This is a genomic window from Paenibacillus sp. Y859 (assembly GCF_056786405.1).
Genome location: NZ_JBXCIZ010000011.1, coordinates 14,052 through 33,225 on the forward strand (window position 1 = coordinate 14,052; position 19,174 = coordinate 33,225).

Below are 19,174 nucleotides of genomic sequence, written 5' to 3' on the forward strand. Positions count from 1 at the left end.
AAATTTGTGTGAAAAACCGCTGCGATGACGGATTGTCCTTATATTAAAAAACTTATTATAGTATCGTTTACAAATTCGTGTTTTTCCAATGTTAAAGCATGACCTGCACCATGCACAACACATGTCTGTATATTAGGAATTAATTGTTTCGCTTTAGATAACATCCTTTCGTAATCATAGATTACCTCCTGATCACCAACCAACAGTAAAACTTCCATAGAAAGACTTTGCAACTCGTGATCTTTAAATACAGATGGCATTACACGCATCTGAGGGACACAATTCATTCCGGATATTATAAACTGACGAATGAGCATTTCCGCCTGAACGTCTGGTTGATAGGTTCGGCTCAGGAACCACGATAATTCCTTACGAATACGAGATTCTTTAGGTAGTAAGATCGCAGGGTATACCTTCAACAAGAATTTGGGGGTGATTTTTTGAATACCAGCGGCCGGTGCTAATAAAATCATTTTCTGCACTTTCTCAGGGGAATGAAGGGCGAAATTTAATGTTAGCCAACCACCCATAGAGTGCCCCATAAATATCGCTGATTGAAGTTGAAGTTCCGTGAGCATATCTGAAACCCATTGTGCCGCATCTTCCCGTGTTTTTAGAACAGATGTCATCGTACTTTTCCCTAAGTCACCTATTGTATCAACGGCATACACCCTGAAATATTTAGATAAGATCTCAATATTCGGATACCACATTGTCGCACTGAACGTCATTCCGTGAAATAGAAACAAGGCAGGTGCCTCAATTGACCCTGTTGCAATGATGTGTGTCTCACCGAAACGTGTAGATAACATGAATTCCTCAAATGGGACAGTCCATAGACTCATTGTCTCATCGTATGCCTGATAGAACTGTTCTCTATTACCTTTTGTACGAAAAATAGAATAGCTTCGCTCCATATATCATTCACCTCTCATATTTATTCATTTCGAATAAAAGTATCTGATAGCCTTTCCTTATCGGAACAATCGAAACATAGTAAGGTTTTGTCTTCCAATACTATGCCGTTCAGAAATCCATCATTACAGTAAATTTTACCTGTACATTCTTTACAGTGGCCAACGAGTTCTTGCATACATATTGCCCCTCCCCAAGTTGTAATCGGTGTGTTACATGCCATTGAGAGACAAACATTTACTTCCTCTTTACGTAGTCACCTGATGGGAGAAGTCTTTCAGAATGTGTTGGACTTTGGTCTTATGGTCTTTCCCGGCAATGAACACGATATCTCCCGCTGTAGCTAATTCAAGGGCTCTAGTTATTGCTTGTTTCTGATCCACTATCAACCCGTCGATATTATTGTATTCAATGAATGAATGTTCCGTCGTTACGATAACAACATCACTGTGCTTAGTGGCAATATCATGCATCTGAGAAAGTGTAGTATCATCCCCCTCTTCTTCACAACTAAACACGGTGATTATTCTCTGATCGCCAAGCTCGAGTAAAGTAAACAGAGCATTCTCTAACGTATCAGGTGAATGAGCATAATCTACAATGACAAGAAAGTCCTGATCACCTTCCATAATCTCCATTCTCCCAGTAACATTAGTGAATTCAGACAATGCTTGTTGTATGACTTGAAGCGGGATTTGTTCAGCCAGGGCAGCTGCAATAGCGGCAAGAGCATTATAGACATTAAATGCGCCAACCATTCTACATTCGATAGTGGTCGTTCCCGCAAAAGAAACAAGTTTGAACGTAATTCCTGTTGTCGTTAATTGAATGTCCTCTGCCATCACGTCCGCTGGATGATGAATACCGTATGTAATGACTTGTGCTGAAGTTAGACTCTGAAATACTTCGGATGCTGGATCATCCGCGTTGAGAATAGCAAATTTGTGTTTGGCTGGCTCAGGTAAGAAAGAATTACCCATTCTCGCGAAAAGAGTCCCTTTTGCCATCAGATAGTTGTCCATCGTTCCATGATAATCAAGATGATCGCCAGTCAAATTCGTAAAGACAGCTGTTCGAAAATCACATCCCATCACACGACCCATATGTAATCCCTGAGAAGTTACCTCCATCACACAATAGTCTGTCAAACATTCCTTCATCTTTGATAAATTCGACTGTAGCTTGTGTGGATCTTGTGTATTGATGTTACTTTTACGGATTGTGTTGCCGATTTTCGTCCCAATATTGCCCATCAGTCCTGTCCGAAAATTAGCATGAGCCAAGATCGATTCAATCATGTGACTAGTCGTTGTCTTTCCATTGGTCCCTGTCACACCTATTAACTTCAGATGATGACTTGGATAACCGTAGAAATGTGTAGACAGCACTGCCAATGCAAATCGAGCATTCGGTACTTTTATAGTAGGGACACTGGCAAAGACATCCCTTTCAACAATTAGAGCTACTGCTCCCGCTTCAATGGCATCATCAATATATTGGTGACGATCCTCTTGAAGCCCCGGAATACCTGAGATACATACGAATAAATCACCCTGCCTCACTTCCCGTGAATTCATATTGATACCCGTTATTTCGACGTCCAACTCACCTTGAGTTGTAACAATAGTTAACTGCTTAACAAGTTCTTGTAGTTTCAAGCAAGTGACCTCCAATTTCTATATGAACTTCTTCTTATATATGTATTCTCTAAAAAGTTATATTCCCCCTGTATCCTCATATATTTAAACTCCGTTAGTTGAACAAGGAAATCAACCCAAGTCTCTAACGGAGTATCATTGTATAACTATTATATTGCTGTTAGTGCTTCATATTTGAGCATCATCGATTGTCGAATGGCACTTCTTCTCATCAGGTCACGTTGGACAGCAGCCGGCATATTATAGAATTCATCTACTTGAGCTAAGGCTAGCAATGTCATCTTCGTAGCATCCATCGCAAGATCCTCGTCTTGCAAAATATAATACGCCAATTGGTAACCATATGTCTCCAATCTTCTCAATGCTTCTATCGTTCTATTAAAGTAATCCGTTGATTGCATATTGATTACCTCACAATATATATTATGGCTTTGAATTCATCCTTTCATGGGATTAATAATTCCCACTATTCAGTAATCTTCATATATAACAATTGTACATCCCTCATATGCTCCTTACTTTCCGATGTTCCACTATCAAAGACAACTTCACCTTTGTATACAATGTCTCCATTCAGTGCTTCCACAACGGCAGTCACGGGAATATCGTTTTTGTAGAATAGAATATAAATTCTGTCATTCTTCAGTATTCCTTTTCCTATTTTATCAGCACCGAGTTGCTGGGCTGTTAAGGTGACACCTTCATTTGCTGCTTTGCCTGTCTCTAGGTTATAATTTGATGTTGTGATCATGTCGGGTTCATAACTCAGAATTGAAAGAATGCTGCCATTTAAACGATATGATACGTCAACAGCCATTCCTGCTGCCTTCAGTATATAAGACAGATCTGTTAGTACCCCTGTCTTATACGTATAGGAGTATAAATGCTCGCCTACAACTTCCCGATAACGTTCTCCCTCTATTGTTGTTCGTTTCTCCTCACTAACTTTAAATAAGGTATAATCACTGGAAGCAGAATAGGTAGCATTCGTAATTATATTATGATGCAGTTCAACATTATCTTTAGAAGTAATTCCAAAGTCCAGAATCTCCTTGTTGATTAATACTCCATTGTTCATATCCACAACATAATCATGATATTGTAGCTCATCAATAACCCCGTTCCCTTCCTCAAGCACTTTTGGACGCTGGTATGTCAATATATGAATCTGATCTCCAATCAACTGCACATCTGCCACATCGCTGTAAGAATAGCCCGTTTGTTCATCTACGATCGTTTCATAATGACTAACCTTATCCGTCGTCTGATTAAGAAGTTCTATACTTAGTACAATCCCCGACTTATCATCATCAGCGTTATCGACATTAGCTTCCGCATAAATAATCCATTCCTCATCCTTGTACAGGCTATCAGCGTACCATTTGCCACGCATAAAGGAACGATGATCTTTGGTGATCTGACGAATATCAGGCTCTTGAGTCATCACTGATCGTTCGGGATTCGAGAATTTTTTACGATAAATAGAGTGTCTGCTCTGATAATCGCTACCATCAGTTGTAACGTTTAAGACTCTAGATCCTCTTCCGCCTATTCTTCCGCCTATATAAGAGCCACTCAGCTGAATTTTTTCTCCCTCGGTAACATCACCCTCAATGGTCGAAAGCTTATACTCCGGTAGATGATCCGCAGCACCGAATACATAATACGTACTCATTCCAACAACGATAAACACACTTAATAGAATAGATAACCAATAACGTCTCATCATGCTCCCCCTTACACTGTTATCTTTTTAGATAGAAGTCGACTTGCAAGCCATATCGACATAGCTATTACCCCTAAACACGTGACTATCTCGATTATTAAAATTTCGTTGGGATACAGGTACCCATGCTCATTATGCAGTCCCATACCGATCAAAGGGAATAGAATAGCCCAACAACAAATGGCTAAATAAAGAATGGCGTACACAATGCCTACACGGCGATAACTTCTTTCGATTAGAATAGCTGTACAAATAGCCAGTACTGCTATCGTTCCCAATCCGTAAGTGATCAGAAACTGATCGAAGTTCCCAGGTATAAGCAGCGCCAGTGCTTTATTCGCATTAATAGTATCCAAGAAGTGGGAAGGCTCTCTCATATCCGATGGTACGATAAGATTGAATGCCAACTTTTCTATTGGGAGTAACGTGAGCTGAAAGGCAATAAGTCCAAATACGAACATAAGAATCGCCGTAATTTTTGCGAAATAAATGTGGAGTCTAGCTGTTGGTATCATCAGCAATCGATATATAAATGTATTTCTACCGAACCAATCGCGGTACCAAATAAGAAATATATAAATAGCTAGCACCGCAATACTGAGCAGTATCGGAATGGAAAAAAGCAATTGTGTACTAGAGATCATATCGGCAAAAGTATTGTTACCCAACATCAATGAACTCCCATACTGCTTAATCATTGCCTCTCTATGGGATAGTTCATTCAAACTCCACCAGATCACGGCTCCAAATTGGAATAATACGGTTAGCCCCATTAGTCCTGCCAGTATGAATTTGAAGCGATTGATCTCCATATTTACGAGCTTTAAATATCTGTTCATCGCTGATACACCTCCCTCATGACGTCAACGACGGACTTCCCTTCATCGCTACGCATTTGTTCACAATTGAAATCCCTAGCGATGACTCCATCCTCCATCAGTACAGCTTTATCGATCAAATGCTCCATCTCTCCGATCTCATGCGTAGTCAGAAGTACGCCTCGATCTTCGATCAAATGGCTAGAGAATACATCCACAATCAAACCGCGACTGAACATATCAATTCCAGAAAAAGGTTCATCCATTAACACGTATTCTGTATCCTGTGCAAGACCAAGCATGAGATTAAATTTAGCTGCTGTTCCCTTAGAAAGGTTACCAATTCTCTCTCTCCGATCCAAACCGAAAAACTTCATAAGCTCTTCAGCCCGTTCCGTATTCCAGGTCTCATAGAAGTCCTCCATGAACTGAAGCGCCTCAGCCAGCTTCATTCCAAGAGGCATCGTTAGATGATCGGGAATGAATGCCACCTTCTCATACATGCTCTGGTTCATAGGCTGACCGTCGATTCGAATTGTACCTGATTTAAGAGGTGTCAGGCCCATGATTGCTTTCAGAATGGTTGACTTTCCAGCCCCATTGTTACCAATAAGACAAGTAATCTGTCCCTTCTCAGCCGTAAAGGTAACGCCATTAAGTACTTGGCGACCACGATAACGCTTTTGAATATTAACAATCTCAATCATGTCCGTCACCTTCGATCTGTTCTGAATTCTCTACTCTTGTTCCTTCAACATATTTCTGTTTGATGATATCCAACAACTCTTCTACCGGAACGTTAATCTTGCGGACAGATGCCACAAAAGCATCGACAGCATCACTAATTAATTCGGACCGGATCATTCGTAGCACATGTTCATCACCTGTAATTCGGCTTGGTGAATTTCCTTCAGTTACAATCAACTGCTGTTCCTCCATTTCTTTATACGCCTTCTGCGCCGTGTTAGGGTTAATCTTCAGCATTGCTCCTAATTCCCTCCGCGAAGGAATAATCTGCCCAGCCTCCAGTCGACCGGTTGCAAGTTGTTCTTTGAAATGACGTACGACTTGCAAATACACCGGGTCTCGACCATTGAAAGCGACTTCCGTCCAGCCTTCATTTGTTTTCATGCAGCTACCTCTCATTCTTTTTTCAGTGTGTGTACTGAGTGGTTCATACACTTTAGATGTATTATCCGCATAATACAGTTGGTTGTCAATAGCCGGCTTCATATTTATCTCACAATCAAAAACACCACCCCCGCCTATTAGGCAAAGAGCAGTGTTTATTTGTCATCGTGTCCTCTATTATTCTTGAACTACTAATTTCAATGGTGCAGCAATCAGACTTTCTACGGTCTTGCCCTCTAGAACATCTTTGGCTGCTTGAACGGATAGTTCCCCAATTAATTCAGGTTGTTGAGCAACGGTTGCTGTTAAATTACCGGCTTGGATTGATTTCAAAGCATCTTCATTGCCATCAAAGCCTATAACGGGAATCTTCTTACCTGAACTTTGAATCGCTTCAATTGCTCCAAGTGCCATTTCGTCATTATGAGCGAATACGGCTTGAACATCACGATTTCCTTGCAGTAAGTTCTCCATTACCGTTAATCCCTTAGTACGGTCAAAGTCAGCAGATTGCTTCGCAATGACGTCCAGCTGAGTATCAGCCACTTCATGGAATCCTTTACCGCGTTCACGGGTGGCTGACGCTCCTGGTGAACCTTCCAATTCAATCACCTTGGCCCCTTTACCGAGTTGTTCGATAATGTACTCTGCCGCCATTGTTCCCCCTTTGGCATTGTCTGAAGCCACAAGTGCTTGAATATCTCCTTTATCAGAAGATCGGTCCAAGGCAATGACAGGAATATCTAAACTGTTAGCTGTCTGAACCACCGTAGAGATCGCAGATGAATCCACTGGATTAATTAATAGGGCATTCACTCCTTGTTGCATTAAATCCTCTACGTCATTACTTTGTTTGGCAGAATCATTTTGTGCATCGATCACGATAACTTTCCATCCTTGCTTATTGGCCTCAGTCATAACGCCATCTTTTAATGATACAAAGAAAGGGTTATTCAACGTTGAAATCGATAGTCCGATTTTTATATTGTCCAAATTGCTACTCTTGTTCGACTTGGCCCACTCTGGCGGTTCCAATGAACATCCTGTCATCAATATTAACAGCATAGAAATAATGATTAATGTACCCTTTTTCATATTAGAATCCCCCCTCTTATGCCGTCTTCTTACGGTCTAATAATACTGCAATCGCAATGACAATCCCTTTGACTACCATTTGGTAGAAAGAGGATACTCCGAGCAAGTTCAATCCATTGTTCAATATACCGATAATAAGCGCACCAATCAGAGTACCTACAATCCGTCCGCGCCCACCTGTTAAGCTCGTGCCCCCTAATACAACAGCTGCAATGGCATCTAGCTCATAAGACGTACCTGCGGTCGGTTGCGCCGAATTCAGTCTAGAAGTTAGGATCGCGCCTGCTAACGCGGATAACATCCCAATTAATGAATAGATCATAATTTTGATGCGATCGACTTTGATACCAGAAATAATGGATGCTTTCTCATTTCCACCTATCGCATACGTTTTGCGACCAAATGGTGTTTTGTGTAAGACGACCCACAAGACAATGAAGACAACAATCATCGTAATTGCTGGAACAGGAATACCTAGAAAGTAACCACGACCAAATAATTGGAACATCATGCTGTCACCAAGACCGGTGATTGGATTACCATTCGTATATACAAGCGTTAATCCACGAAAAATAGTCATGGTCGCTAATGTTGCGATAAATGGAGCCATTCTACCTTTTGTAATCATAAGTCCGTTGACCATCCCCATCACGCCACCTAGCAAACAACCAACAACAATAGCTAAGATTGGATCTAGTCCCGAGAGCATAAGATTGGCCATTAAAGCACTGGATAGTGCGAGAATTGAACCGACGGATAAATCAATGCCTCCTGTCAAAATAACAAAGGTCATTCCGAAAGCAATCAGCGCATTAATGGCGACCTGTCTAAGTAGGTTCAGAATATTAAGCGGTTCTAAAAAGCTTGGGTTTAACGCAGTTACGATAATAATCAGGATGATTAGTCCTAGTAATGGACCTAGTTTCTGTGTGATTTGTCCGATTTGAAATCCTTTTTTTATACTTCCATCATTAGTGGTCATCTCTATTGCCCCCCTGTAGCTAGCGTCATAATATTCTCTTGTGTTGCTTCCTGTTTCGTAAGTTCGCCACTGATTTCACCTTCATGAACGACCAATATTCGGTCACTCATCCCTAGCACTTCCGGTAACTCTGATGAGACCATAATAATGGCAACACCACGTTCCGTTAATTCGTTCATGAGTTGATATATTTCCCGTTTAGCGCCAACATCAACCCCACGTGTAGGTTCATCTAAGATGAGGACACTTAAACCAATGCCAATCCATTTCGCAATAACCACTTTCTGTTGATTTCCTCCAGATAGGTTACGTACTAACGTTGCAGAAGACTGTGTTTTAATCTGCAAACGCTGAATGAGAATATCTACGAATTCTTGTTCTTTCTTTTCATTGATCAATCCTTTGGGCGCAAAACTGTATAGATTCGTAAGTACCATATTTTCTCGAATGGAGAAATCAAGAACTAATCCTTCGTCTTTGCGGTCTTCCGTCACAAATCCTATGCCTGCTTTCATTGCATCATCAGGGTTGCGGATCGTAACCTTCTCTCCACGAATCCAGATCTCACCTTGATCTAATCTATCTAATCCGAATAACGTTCTCATCATTTCGGTACGTCCCGAGCCCATTAATCCTGAGAAACCAATAATTTCACCAGATCGTAACGAGAAATTCACGTCTTTGAATTGCCCCTTCTTTGAAGCATTTTTGATCTCGAGCACGATTCCTCCGGGATTAAATGTCCGCTCAGGGAAACGGTCTGTTAATTCTCGACCAACCATCTTTTTGACCACTTCATCAAAATTGGTATCGGGAATTGCCGTCGTATCTACGGTTTGGCCATCACGCATAATCGTAATTCGATCGCAGATTGCGAAAATCTCTTCCATTCGATGTGATATATAGACGATGGAGACCCCTTCTTTCTTCAGGGAGGCAATAACATCAAACAGTTTCTGTATTTCTCTCTCTGTTAAGGCAGCAGTGGGCTCGTCCATAACGATCACTTTAGCGTCGGTCATCAAAGCTTTGGCAATCTCGATCATTTGTTTCTCACCTACTGAACATTCCCCAGCATCACGGTTCAATGGAATCGTCACAGAAAGTTTACGGAACTGCTCATTTGCCAGCTCCTTCATTTCATTCGTGTTCAATAGACCCCATTTCGTTGTCCGTTCCTTCCCTATGAATAAATTGTCTAGGACGGTCATGTCTGACCAGACATTTAACTCTTGATGGATAAAGGCGATTCCACTTCGTTCCGCCTCTTTGGGATTGGCAAAGTACGTTTCTTGACCATCTATTACAATCGTTCCTTGATCTCGCTGATGGAGTCCGATCAGTATATTCATAAGAGTAGACTTCCCCGCACCATTCTCACCCATAAGAGCGTGAACTTCACCATCTTGAAGATCGAAATCCACACCCGTCAGTACACGGTTCGCACCGAAGGCCTTATGGATACCTTTCATTGTAATGTGCATAATCGTAGATCCCCCTCTTTAACCGAAAAAGACACCGGCTTGTAAAATGCAGTTAGCATAAGGTTTAGCCTCGCCTGTGCGAATGATAACCTTGGCCTTCTGAGTGAGCAGCTTGAATTGTTCATGTGAACACTTCTCTATAGGTATTTCCATAAATTTGTGATTTAAGTACTCTGATGTTTCTTGGTTAGCTGTAGCTAACTCTTCAGCTATAACCACCTTTTCAATAACCATATCTTCTACAATCATATCAACGACAGCTTGAAAGCTGGGAACACCTAGTGTAAGTGCCAAATCAATCTTAGGAACACCTGCTGGAATAGGAAGTCCTACATCTGCAATAACGATGGTATCCGTATGCCCTAAGTCAGCAAGTATTTTGGAAATATGGCTGTTCAATACCCCGTGTCTCTTCATAATCTAAAGGCTCTCCTCTACTTCTGCTCGAGTTGGCATACCGCCTTGAGCACCAAATTTGGTGACTGATAACGAAGCTGCTCGGTTAGCAAATCTCACACTATGTTGCAATGATTTCCCTTCAGCCAGAGCAACCGCAAATGCAGCATTAAAAGTATCTCCTGCACCCGTTGTATCTATAACTTCTACTTTATAACTCGGAACTACGACTTCTTGATCTCCGTCGTAATAACGTACGCCTTGACTACCTTCTGTAATGAATAGCTTATTTGGATATTTTCTTAAAGCTTCAGCCGTACTCATACCAGCAAACAAAACCGTACATTCATGTTCGTTTGGAGTCAAATACGTAGCATTCTCTATTATTGTTTCAGTGATTGGACGTGCTGGCGCCGGATTAAGCAATAATGGAACATTAAATTTATGGCAAATCTCACTCACATAAGTTACCGTCTCTTCAGGTATCTCTTGCTGTATAAGCACCATGTCAGAACTACGAATAGTATCTAATGCTTGTTCAATGAAATCCGGAGTGACTTGATCATTAGCCCCTTTCACTACGATAATGCTGTTATCGCCTTCCGCTAATATAATATGGGCTGTACCTGTCTCCATACCTGTAACCGGTTTCAGATGCTCGACATGAATGTTGTTGCTTTGAAAATTATTCATAATTGCTTCTCCGTAATGATCATCTCCGATTCGACCGATCATCGTCACTTCAGCTCCTAAACGAGCCGCTGCAACAGCTTGATTCGCTCCTTTACCTCCCGGAACGGTTGTGAACTTTTCTCCAAGAACGGTCTCTCCCGCATTAGGGCGCTTAGATGAAGTTACCACTAAATCCATTGCACAACTGCCAATCACACAAATCTTAGCCATCATAATCAACCTTTCTTTTTGTCTTATAGTTATCCTTATCTTGTACAACTAACTTAATAAGTAACCCAACTTCTTTACATCTCGTGTCATATGTCAGCTGGCGAATGTCATTCAGCTCTTATCTGCCTGTTCATTGTTGTTCCTGAATAATAACCGATAACTAAATGCTTGAATCTTGTTCAATCTTGTTTGAACTGAATGTAGAAACAGGTTATGTAACCGGTTACACATATTATCTAATTAAAATATCATATATTCTTTTAAATTACAACTGCATATACTAAAAAAAAAGTAATACTCACACTAACTGATTTAACCATGGACACTACCTATGGTCCCTGATAAAATAGAACAAGTTAAAGAACGGGGGCACCATCGTGGATTATGTTATTTTAGATATTGAATTCAACGGCCGCAAATTTGCAAGCGACCTACCTATGGAGGTAATCGAGATCGGAGCTGTCCGATTAGACTCGCAATTACAACATATGGATGAATTCTCAGCATTAATCAAACCGGTTTATTTCTCAAAGCTAAACTCATTTATTAAGAAAAAAACAGGAATTCCGCAGGAAGATATAGATCAAGCTGCCGGATTCGTAAAAGTCATTAGTGATTTCATTAGCTGGTTAAATCAAAGTGAGTCTTATCTCCTTTTCACTTGGGGTGGCGAAGATTTAAAAAGAATTATATATGATACGCGGATGCATAAGCTTGATGATGCCTACTGGATGGCAGCCGACTATTTTGATTTATTGAAGGGTTTCACACGCTATAAAAATGTTACAAATGATGTTAGTGTCGAAGGCGCTCTGAATGATCTTAATATTATTCCCTCTGGCTCTGCTCATCGGGCATTAGATGACGCAAGAATGACGTCTGAGGTATTCCGAGCTATATTCGATAAGTTAGACTTCGCACATATACAACAATTTAAAGATGTTTACTCCAATGCGAAAGAACGTAGAATGGTGAAGAATGCGATTCGTTCGATGACACTTCAGAAGATCCCTCTCACTTGGGAGAATCTCCATGAACGTTACCTTAAAGAAAAGGTGGCTCTTGAGGATCCAAGAAAGATCTCTGAGTTACAACAATATTTCACCACAGAATTAACGAAAGAAAAGCAGCCAGTTGCTATATCTTCGAAATAAATAGAAAAATCACTATGGAGTACGCTCCATAGTGATTTTTTTACATCCATTTATCAATATTACAATCATTCATCAATATTACAATATAACCTGATCCTCTAAGTTCCTCCATAAGTGATGTGCTTCTCGAGCGACATGTTCTAATAAATCTGGCGGTGATGTTGTCACTGCAGCACATTGTTTAATTAAATCATCTAATTCCAATTTGAATGCTTCAAGGGCTTTTGTTTCTTTAATGACCATTTTATTAAATTGATTCAGAACTGGCAGTACCTCTTTACGTGGATGACGAATCATCGTTCTGAGTGCATTGGCCTGGAGAAATAGATTCTCAAATTTCTTGGTCATGGCTCTGACTTGATCATGTAATTCATAATTCGATGTATCTAAATAATGGCTTATGAAGCTAAGGTGATCGGCCATTTGTCTCAACCAAAAGTAATTCTCATGTATCGTTGCGTCAGCTGGTGAAACGCGATTACCCGATTGCAACAATTTAAAGACTGACACCGTCTCTTCCGCTTCGCGAATCATGTGATCAAGAAGTGCCTGTGGCGTTGATATGATGACTTCACATCGTAAAGCTTTATCCAACGTATGTGTGAGTAAACATTGAAATTCATGTGTTGCATGCTGTGCTTCATGAATTAATTTGCCAGGATCTTCTGTTTTTAATCTCGTCCGTTCATATATTGCTCCCAATTTGTGAATCATATGCTGGTTAGCACGAGCAAGTTCCATTTCATGATGGCTAATTTCTCTGTCAAAGAATCGACCATGATCATAATTGTTCTCCACCCAAAATCCTATAATCCCATAAATATCCCTTTCATAATGATCAGTATAGGGCATAGTCCCACCTCCTCGTTCATAAAATTGAAGCATCTATCCCTATGAGTATGCAGAACATTTGTTACCTATACTACTTATATATCTAGAATCATGTAATTCCGGATATAATCGGAAAACGTATCATTTAATAATTAATAAGCACTGCAAGCTCGTCATTAAGAGCTTGCAGTGCTTATTTCAATCCAATTTCAGCTTACATAGTTAATTACCGTAAACCGTACATTTTGTAAATAATGATCGCTGCCTCTGCTCGTGTTGATTGGCTTAGAGGATTCAGTTGTAATTTCGCATCACCTGTAACTATTCCCGCTTTCACCAACTCAGCAACCTCACTCACTGCATACGCAGAAACTTGGGTCCGATCAGTGAATCCATTCAATTCACTAACAGTTGCTTCGCCTTCTCCCCGTACTCCAGCAGCTTGAAGCGCTTTGGCCGTAATCACAAACATATCTTGTCGTGATATATTTTCTGTCGGATAGAACTTTCCGTCAGCCTTACCGCTTACGATACCAAGCTTCTTGGCAATCCCAACTTCATTGGAATAGTATGCTGTTGTCTTCACATCTGAGAAGTTCGCATCAACAGATGCTGAGAGTCCTAGAGCTTTGACAATCATAATGATGAAATCTGCTCGTGTAACATTCTGACTTGGTGAGAATGTCGTTGGTGTTGTTCCCTGAATAACACCTTTAGATGCCAATACTTCAATTTCACTTTTCGCCCATGCAACCTTAGCTAGGTCATTGAATGACTTCTGCACATAAGCGACAGCAAAATGACTGAAATGGGTCGTAATGAATGTTACCTTTCCGGTTTTCGCATCATATTTACCGTTCGGTACAGCAATTACCTTTCCTGAACTATCGACATACCAGATCGTAATATGACCTGAATTTTTAAGTTCCTCAGCAGTAGGCTGATATGGAATCGATACTTGAACAGAAGCATCCGAATTGTTGAATTCCACTTGCTTACCATCGGCCGTTGTGATGCTTAACTCGATCACAGGTCGGTTACCAATGGAGTTTCGAACGTCTGCAGGTAATGTAGCGGGATCTACCTTCGTCATCTTCAACGTGATTGTCCGTGAATCACCCAAACGAACACCGCTTAACATATTACCAGTCAACACAATATCGGCTAATTCCGTAGAAACGGCAATCTGCTGCAACTTTCCAGTCGTAGATATTGAAGCCACAGGCAGTGCCAGTTCATAGCTTGTAACTCCTGCTACCTTCGATATTTCAATTTGCACTTGCTTCACACCATCAGCATCTGCCTTCGCTTGAGCTAATGCGTCGTTTAATTGCATCTGATTCACTGCACTTTGTGCAATATTTCCTTTTAAAGTCGTCGACGCTTTAATCAGTGTACTAAGTTTATTATTCGTCGTACCACTCGTAGTTGTACCTGAGGTGTTGGATCCAGTACCACCAGTTTCATTGTTACCGGGTCCGTCCTCTCCAGATTCATCGTCATCTGAACCATCATCTGGATCTTGTGTCGTGATGCGCTTCAAGAAATCTCCTAAGATAATCTGACCACTAGCATTTCTTGCGTAAGGAACAACCGGTACTAGACTTACAAAATCCGCATCCGTAAGTACTACTCCTGATTGGTTAACGGATTCCTTACCATTGAACATAAAGTTCTTATCTGAGTTCAAAGTTGTTGGATAAGTATCCTTAGCCGTGAAATCTTTCTGGTATGATACAAATCCGTCAATTGTAAAATCAGTCGGAATATTTACATACGTCGTGAAGTTCATGTTACTTCTTGCATTATTAAATGCGATATTATCTTTCGCGATAACACCTGGATTACTATTACTAGAAAAACCGTAAGCGCCATTGCCGAAAGCGATGCTATTACGGATAATATGAGGGACGTGGATCCCTTCGCCTCCAAGTTTAAAGCCATTTTTGTCGCCAGCACCTATAGTGCCATTCGATAAAAAGCCATTATTATAGGCGATGCTATCTTCAATAATTACTGCGCCAATCGCACCTGAACCTGACTTCGTGTATAAATCCCAACCATCGTCAATGTTGTTATGAGCAATACATCCTCTGAAGATATTTCCTTCACCAGATGTAAGCTTTGCTGCGAATCCGTCCGCATTATTATCAGATGGGTCACGGTTATCATGTGATGTGCTGTTCAAAATAAGATTGTAAGCCGGCCAATGAGCTTTATCATTCTCAGTAATGTCTGTACGGCTAATTTGTAGTCCTGTGTCACCATTCTCATAGAAATTACTGCTCTCAATGATGTTGTAGCTTCCGCCTACCGTAAAGCCTTTCGTATTTCCTGCTGTACGTGTGAAGTCGATGCCTTTCACATGCCAGTAGCTTGCTCCAAGAACGACCCCTTCGGATTTCTTATCGAAATCAATGATCGGCTGTGCACCCGGGGCTGCTATCAGTGATTTCATTGCCCCTGCCTTACCGTCATTGTATTTCTTGATGTGGACCTTTGAATTGCGTACGTATCTGCCATCAAGCATGATGATCTTCTGACCCGGTGCGATAAATTGGATCGCTGTATCCAAGTCAAGAGGACTGTTCTCCTTACCTGAACCATCCCTTGTACCCGTTGGGGATACATAGATATCTCCAAGATAGGACTTCGTTGTTACTGTGAAGTTACGCACTATTTTATCGTATGAAGTTAATAACTGGGTGTCGTTAGGTAAATATGTGATACTGAAGTTTGTTTGACCATTTGCGATAAGCGAAGCGGGTATTGTAACTAGTTCTCCCGATTCGATTACTTGATCCTGTGCGATGACCCTTTGCCCTTCTTTTACTGTAATCGTACCATCGACATTTGCTTTGACCATTAATTCGTAATCTGTCTCAGACGTCTTGTCGAGCGATAGAATCTCAAATCCAGGAGTAACGGCCTGCGGAGGTGGTTCAATTCTCGGTGGATCGGTCTGTGTTGCGGTTACAGTGAAATGAATATTACTGACTTCAATCGTTGCCAGCCGAGCTGCATAGAATCCAACATATATTTTGGAATCTTGCACGTTTAGAATATCTGGGGTAAATAATATCGCTTCTGTCCCATTATTTAATTTCCCCGTGTAGCCACTATTGGTTTTCGCAAGCGTTAGCCTATAAGGCTGAGCTGGATACGTATTGCTAGACGCAGGTCTTATATTTTCTATCATTCTCGCTTGAATACCTTGGCTCCCTGCACCATCCGGTGTTGTCACACCTGTTCTAACGAATAATTGCGTACCGTTCGCATTCGTTGTTGATCCGCTAAATCCACCTATGGCTGCTATATTTGAAGCGAATACACTGGAATCACCAGCTGTTCCGATCGCATCTCTAGCCATTATTCCGAAAGACTCCTGGCCATCATGCGGATTCTTCGCATATTCAATGACTTTAATATCAGCAGATAATACAAAGTTATCTTCAGAGGCATCGATCTCTGTATAGTAGTAAGAGATTCCATCATGATCCCCCGTAACTTTTCCTGCACTACCGGCAAGCGCTTCAAGCTTAACCGATGTATCCGTGTTAATCGTCACTTTATTGTTGTCCCTTACAGAGACATGTAAGTCGATTGGTTGTAGGTTCGTATCCGTTGGAACAATATGAATCTCATAAACTCCTGGTTTTGTGTTGTCATAGTGAGTTGTTGAGTCAACGGTATATTCCCCTGCTGGTAAAAGAACTTTATCTCCATTATCATATACCTGAGATATTTCTAACCCCGTATTATCGAAATCTTCGAGAACATAATAAAGAGTTTTTGGATATTGTGTAACCTCAATCCCAACGAGAGATTTTACTTTCACAGTAACAGTAAAGACAGCCGTCTTCCCTTTATGCGTAATTGTAAGTGATTTGGAGCCAGCAGTCGCAGAATCAAGTGGCGAAACAGTGTACTCGCCTTTCATTAGTCTAACTTCCGTATTGTCATCATATTTGGCATAAACGACCAAACCGTTCAGATTAAGATCGTCACCAATAAAGTAAGTCTCTTTTTCTGGTTTCTGCTTAATGAGCAATTCAGAAATGGCGGCGCTCTTCACTTCAATGTTAAAAGTTGTAGTTGCGCCCGGCGTTTCTGTTGATATAACATCCATCGTTATCGTTCCTGGACTATCGAACACATAAGCAGATGTGATCTCCATACCGGAAATGGAGAACGTGTATAGATCATTCGTTAATTCTTTTAACATATAACCATTGTTATAGTTCGCTTCAACAACAAAACCTTCCGGATCAAAGTAATCACCTACATAATAATCCGTCTTAGCCGGGAAGTATTTGATCATTAAATCTGTAACTTCTAAAGCGATAATATCTAGATCAATCGTCTTCGTTATTCCGTTAAAATGTATAGTAACTTGATTCGTTCCCGAAATGCTACTATCAAAACCTGAATCGATATAGTCTAGCTTTGTTAGAACTTCTTCATTCCCACCAGCGTATACTGCGGTTACACTCATCCCATTTAGATCCAATTCCTCCCCTACTAAATAGGTTGTTTTCATGGAAGAGGTATCTATTCTTAAATCAGAAGGGGCTCTAGTATCCACTTTGAGTTGGATATTACTGAAGGTAATATCAGCGTCTCTCGATACATAAATACCTGCGTAGATTTGTTCGCTCAACAAGGTATCTGCTGTTATAACTTCACTCTCATTATTCACCGTTAATACATACGTATTACCTGATTTTTTAATTTTCAAATCATATGCTTCACCCTGAGTTGGTACGGTTATACCATTAAAAGGCTTTAGTTTACTAATTGAAGACCCAGATAGCAACTGATAAAACCCTTTTATTACAGTATCTAAAGCACCTACGGCAATATAATTTGAAGCATGCTTTTCTGTAGTAGCATTTACGCCAATATCATCTTTAAGCATTAAACCAAATGACTTTTGGTTCGGATTATTGATGCTACTGTCACTATTAAAACTATTCACTTCAGCTTTTGCGACAAATTCAAAGTTAGTATTCGCCGGGACCCCCTTATAGTAAAAAGACATTCCTTCATCCTTACTAGCAATTTTACCGCCTGTAGCAGTCAGTCTTACAGAACCATCTGGGTTTATGATTGGATCAGGTGTCTTACCTCCACCTGTATTAGACCCAAATGCACTAAAATCCCAGGCCCCTATATCCACTGGTGTTTCAATGTTTAAATTCACATTACTAAATGTAACTGTAGTATTCCTTGCTGTAAAAAGCCCTGCATATTGAACACTTCCCAAATAATTCTCTAACACTTTTATTTCGTTACCAACCTTTAAAGTGTAGTTATTTCCTGCTTTCTTAATACTTAAATCATATACATGGTTTGGGCCAGGAGCTTCGATCGGGTTATCGAAAGTGAGTTTCCCTTGTGCACCACCCAGTCTAGTGAATCCTTTTAAATCTTGATCAAGCGCTCCCACTGCCACATAGTCTCCTACTCCATACACCGCCCCATGGACGTTCATAAATACTTCATCTCGAAGCATAATACCAAAAGCGACTTGGTTGTTAGATGACCACGCATCAACCGAAGCGGTTGCCGTTAATTCGAAATCTGCATCAACAGGAATGTCTTTGTAATAATAAGCTATCCCATCCGTGCTTCCTGATATCTTACCTCTGTCACCAGCACTTTTGAGTGTTACCGTCCCATCCTGATTTTCCTTAATTCCAAAATTGGCTGATGTGATCTTGTCTTGTCCCCCAACATCGCCAAACACACTACCTTGCCAATCACTGGTAATGTCAATCATTCCTACAGGCGGCTCTGCAGCAACCACCGGAATAGATATCGCAGGTATTAACAAGACGAACGACATCACACACGCTAACAATCGTTTTACTTTTCCCATTAACAAAATCCTCCTCTCGTTACCATAAGTAATTGTCATCTGACCACATTAATTAAAGCGCTTACAAACGATAAACTCCATAATCATTTGCTCAGGTGATCGTTTAAGTGATGCCCTTACCAACATTCTGAGATATAAGTGTTGTAATGACACTCGTAATCATGTAGATTTGTCTTTTTCGAATAGATACCACGATATGA

General features: G+C 40.7%; 15 protein-coding genes. 1 reads left to right on the forward strand and 14 read right to left on the reverse strand.

What is annotated here, in order from left to right; translation table 11 throughout:
- Positions 1-38: 38 nt before the first annotated feature.
- The 12 genes from AC1TO8_RS18405 to rbsK form a co-directional block, all read right to left on the reverse strand.
- Positions 39-917, reverse strand: coding sequence for an alpha/beta fold hydrolase (locus AC1TO8_RS18405; protein ID WP_482057089.1), 879 nt, complete (start codon positions 915-917; stop codon positions 39-41).
- Positions 918-1,163: 246 nt separating this feature from the next.
- Positions 1,164-2,573, reverse strand: coding sequence for a UDP-N-acetylmuramoyl-L-alanyl-D-glutamate--2,6-diaminopimelate ligase (locus AC1TO8_RS18410; protein WP_482057090.1), 1,410 nt, complete (start codon positions 2,571-2,573; stop codon positions 1,164-1,166).
- Positions 2,574-2,722: 149 nt separating this feature from the next.
- Positions 2,723-2,974, reverse strand: coding sequence for a hypothetical protein (locus tag AC1TO8_RS18415; RefSeq protein WP_482057091.1), 252 nt, complete (start codon positions 2,972-2,974; stop codon positions 2,723-2,725).
- A gap of 65 nt (positions 2,975-3,039) precedes the next feature.
- Positions 3,040-4,302 carry a hypothetical protein gene (locus tag AC1TO8_RS18420; protein ID WP_482057092.1) on the reverse strand — a complete coding sequence of 421 codons (1,263 nt, stop codon included), beginning with the start codon at positions 4,300-4,302 and terminating at the stop codon, positions 3,040-3,042.
- Positions 4,303-4,310: 8 nt separating this feature from the next.
- The gene (locus AC1TO8_RS18425) at positions 4,311-5,138 is read right to left on the reverse strand and encodes a hypothetical protein (RefSeq protein WP_482057093.1); all 828 of its coding nucleotides are present in this window, start codon (positions 5,136-5,138) and stop codon (positions 4,311-4,313) included.
- Positions 5,135-5,824, reverse strand: a complete 690-nt coding sequence (locus AC1TO8_RS18430; protein ID WP_482057094.1) for an ABC transporter ATP-binding protein — start codon at positions 5,822-5,824, stop codon at positions 5,135-5,137. The genes AC1TO8_RS18425 and AC1TO8_RS18430 overlap by 4 nt, the downstream gene beginning before the upstream one ends.
- Positions 5,817-6,248, reverse strand: coding sequence for a GntR family transcriptional regulator (locus AC1TO8_RS18435; RefSeq protein WP_482057095.1), 432 nt, complete (start codon positions 6,246-6,248; stop codon positions 5,817-5,819). The genes AC1TO8_RS18430 and AC1TO8_RS18435 overlap by 8 nt, the downstream gene beginning before the upstream one ends.
- Before the next feature lie 177 nt (positions 6,249-6,425).
- Positions 6,426-7,343 carry a ribose ABC transporter substrate-binding protein RbsB gene (gene rbsB, locus AC1TO8_RS18440; protein ID WP_482057096.1) on the reverse strand — a complete coding sequence of 306 codons (918 nt, stop codon included), beginning with the start codon at positions 7,341-7,343 and terminating at the stop codon, positions 6,426-6,428.
- 16 nt (positions 7,344-7,359) lie between these two features.
- Positions 7,360-8,325 (reverse strand): ribose ABC transporter permease RbsC, encoded by a 966-nt coding sequence (rbsC, locus tag AC1TO8_RS18445; protein ID WP_482057097.1) that lies wholly within the window; start codon positions 8,323-8,325, stop codon positions 7,360-7,362.
- A 2-nt stretch (positions 8,326-8,327) separates the two neighbouring features.
- Complete coding sequence (locus AC1TO8_RS18450; RefSeq protein WP_482057098.1) at positions 8,328-9,809, reverse strand: sugar ABC transporter ATP-binding protein; 1,482 nt, start codon at positions 9,807-9,809, stop codon at positions 8,328-8,330.
- 18 nt (positions 9,810-9,827) lie between these two features.
- Complete coding sequence (gene rbsD, locus AC1TO8_RS18455) at positions 9,828-10,226, reverse strand: D-ribose pyranase (RefSeq protein ID WP_482057099.1); 399 nt, start codon at positions 10,224-10,226, stop codon at positions 9,828-9,830.
- A 3-nt stretch (positions 10,227-10,229) separates the two neighbouring features.
- Positions 10,230-11,108, reverse strand: coding sequence for a ribokinase (gene rbsK / locus AC1TO8_RS18460; protein ID WP_482057199.1), 879 nt, complete (start codon positions 11,106-11,108; stop codon positions 10,230-10,232).
- Positions 11,109-11,485: 377 nt separating this feature from the next.
- Here rbsK and AC1TO8_RS18465 point away from each other — a divergent pair, with 377 nt between their 5' ends.
- Positions 11,486-12,262, forward strand: coding sequence for a 3'-5' exonuclease (locus tag AC1TO8_RS18465; protein ID WP_482057100.1), 777 nt, complete (start codon positions 11,486-11,488; stop codon positions 12,260-12,262).
- A 78-nt stretch (positions 12,263-12,340) separates the two neighbouring features.
- Here AC1TO8_RS18465 and AC1TO8_RS18470 read toward each other — a convergent pair whose 3' ends face one another.
- Together AC1TO8_RS18470 and AC1TO8_RS18475 are read right to left on the reverse strand one after the other, a co-directional pair.
- A complete protein-coding gene (locus AC1TO8_RS18470) occupies positions 12,341-13,114 on the reverse strand; it encodes a DUF2935 domain-containing protein (protein WP_482057101.1) in 774 nt (257 codons plus the stop codon).
- A gap of 205 nt (positions 13,115-13,319) precedes the next feature.
- On the reverse strand, positions 13,320-18,974 hold the full coding sequence (locus AC1TO8_RS18475) for a bacterial Ig-like domain-containing protein (RefSeq protein WP_482057102.1): 5,655 nt from the start codon (positions 18,972-18,974) through the stop codon (positions 13,320-13,322).
- Positions 18,975-19,174: the final 200 nt, after the last annotated feature.

Excerpts from the sequence above, each read along its gene's own strand:
- AC1TO8_RS18405 (WP_482057089.1), bottom strand. The coding sequence starts at position 917 with ATGGAGCGAAGCTATTCTATTTTTCGTACAAAAGGTAATAGAGAACAG.
- AC1TO8_RS18415 (WP_482057091.1), bottom strand. The coding sequence starts at position 2,974 with ATGCAATCAACGGATTACTTTAATAGAACGATAGAAGCATTGAGAAGA.
- AC1TO8_RS18420 (WP_482057092.1), bottom strand. The coding sequence starts at position 4,302 with ATGATGAGACGTTATTGGTTATCTATTCTATTAAGTGTGTTTATCGTT.
- AC1TO8_RS18425 (WP_482057093.1), bottom strand. The coding sequence starts at position 5,138 with ATGAACAGATATTTAAAGCTCGTAAATATGGAGATCAATCGCTTCAAA.
- AC1TO8_RS18430 (WP_482057094.1), bottom strand. The coding sequence starts at position 5,824 with ATGATTGAGATTGTTAATATTCAAAAGCGTTATCGTGGTCGCCAAGTA.
- AC1TO8_RS18435 (WP_482057095.1), bottom strand. The coding sequence starts at position 6,248 with ATGAAAACAAATGAAGGCTGGACGGAAGTCGCTTTCAATGGTCGAGAC.
- rbsB (WP_482057096.1), bottom strand. The coding sequence starts at position 7,343 with ATGAAAAAGGGTACATTAATCATTATTTCTATGCTGTTAATATTGATG.
- rbsC (WP_482057097.1), bottom strand. The coding sequence starts at position 8,325 with ATGACCACTAATGATGGAAGTATAAAAAAAGGATTTCAAATCGGACAA.
- AC1TO8_RS18450 (WP_482057098.1), bottom strand. The coding sequence starts at position 9,809 with ATGCACATTACAATGAAAGGTATCCATAAGGCCTTCGGTGCGAACCGT.
- rbsD (WP_482057099.1), bottom strand. The coding sequence starts at position 10,226 with ATGAAGAGACACGGGGTATTGAACAGCCATATTTCCAAAATACTTGCT.
- rbsK (WP_482057199.1), bottom strand. The coding sequence starts at position 11,108 with ATGGCTAAGATTTGTGTGATTGGCAGTTGTGCAATGGATTTAGTGGTA.
- AC1TO8_RS18470 (WP_482057101.1), bottom strand. The coding sequence starts at position 13,114 with ATGCCCTATACTGATCATTATGAAAGGGATATTTATGGGATTATAGGA.
- AC1TO8_RS18475 (WP_482057102.1), bottom strand. The coding sequence starts at position 18,974 with ATGGGAAAAGTAAAACGATTGTTAGCGTGTGTGATGTCGTTCGTCTTG.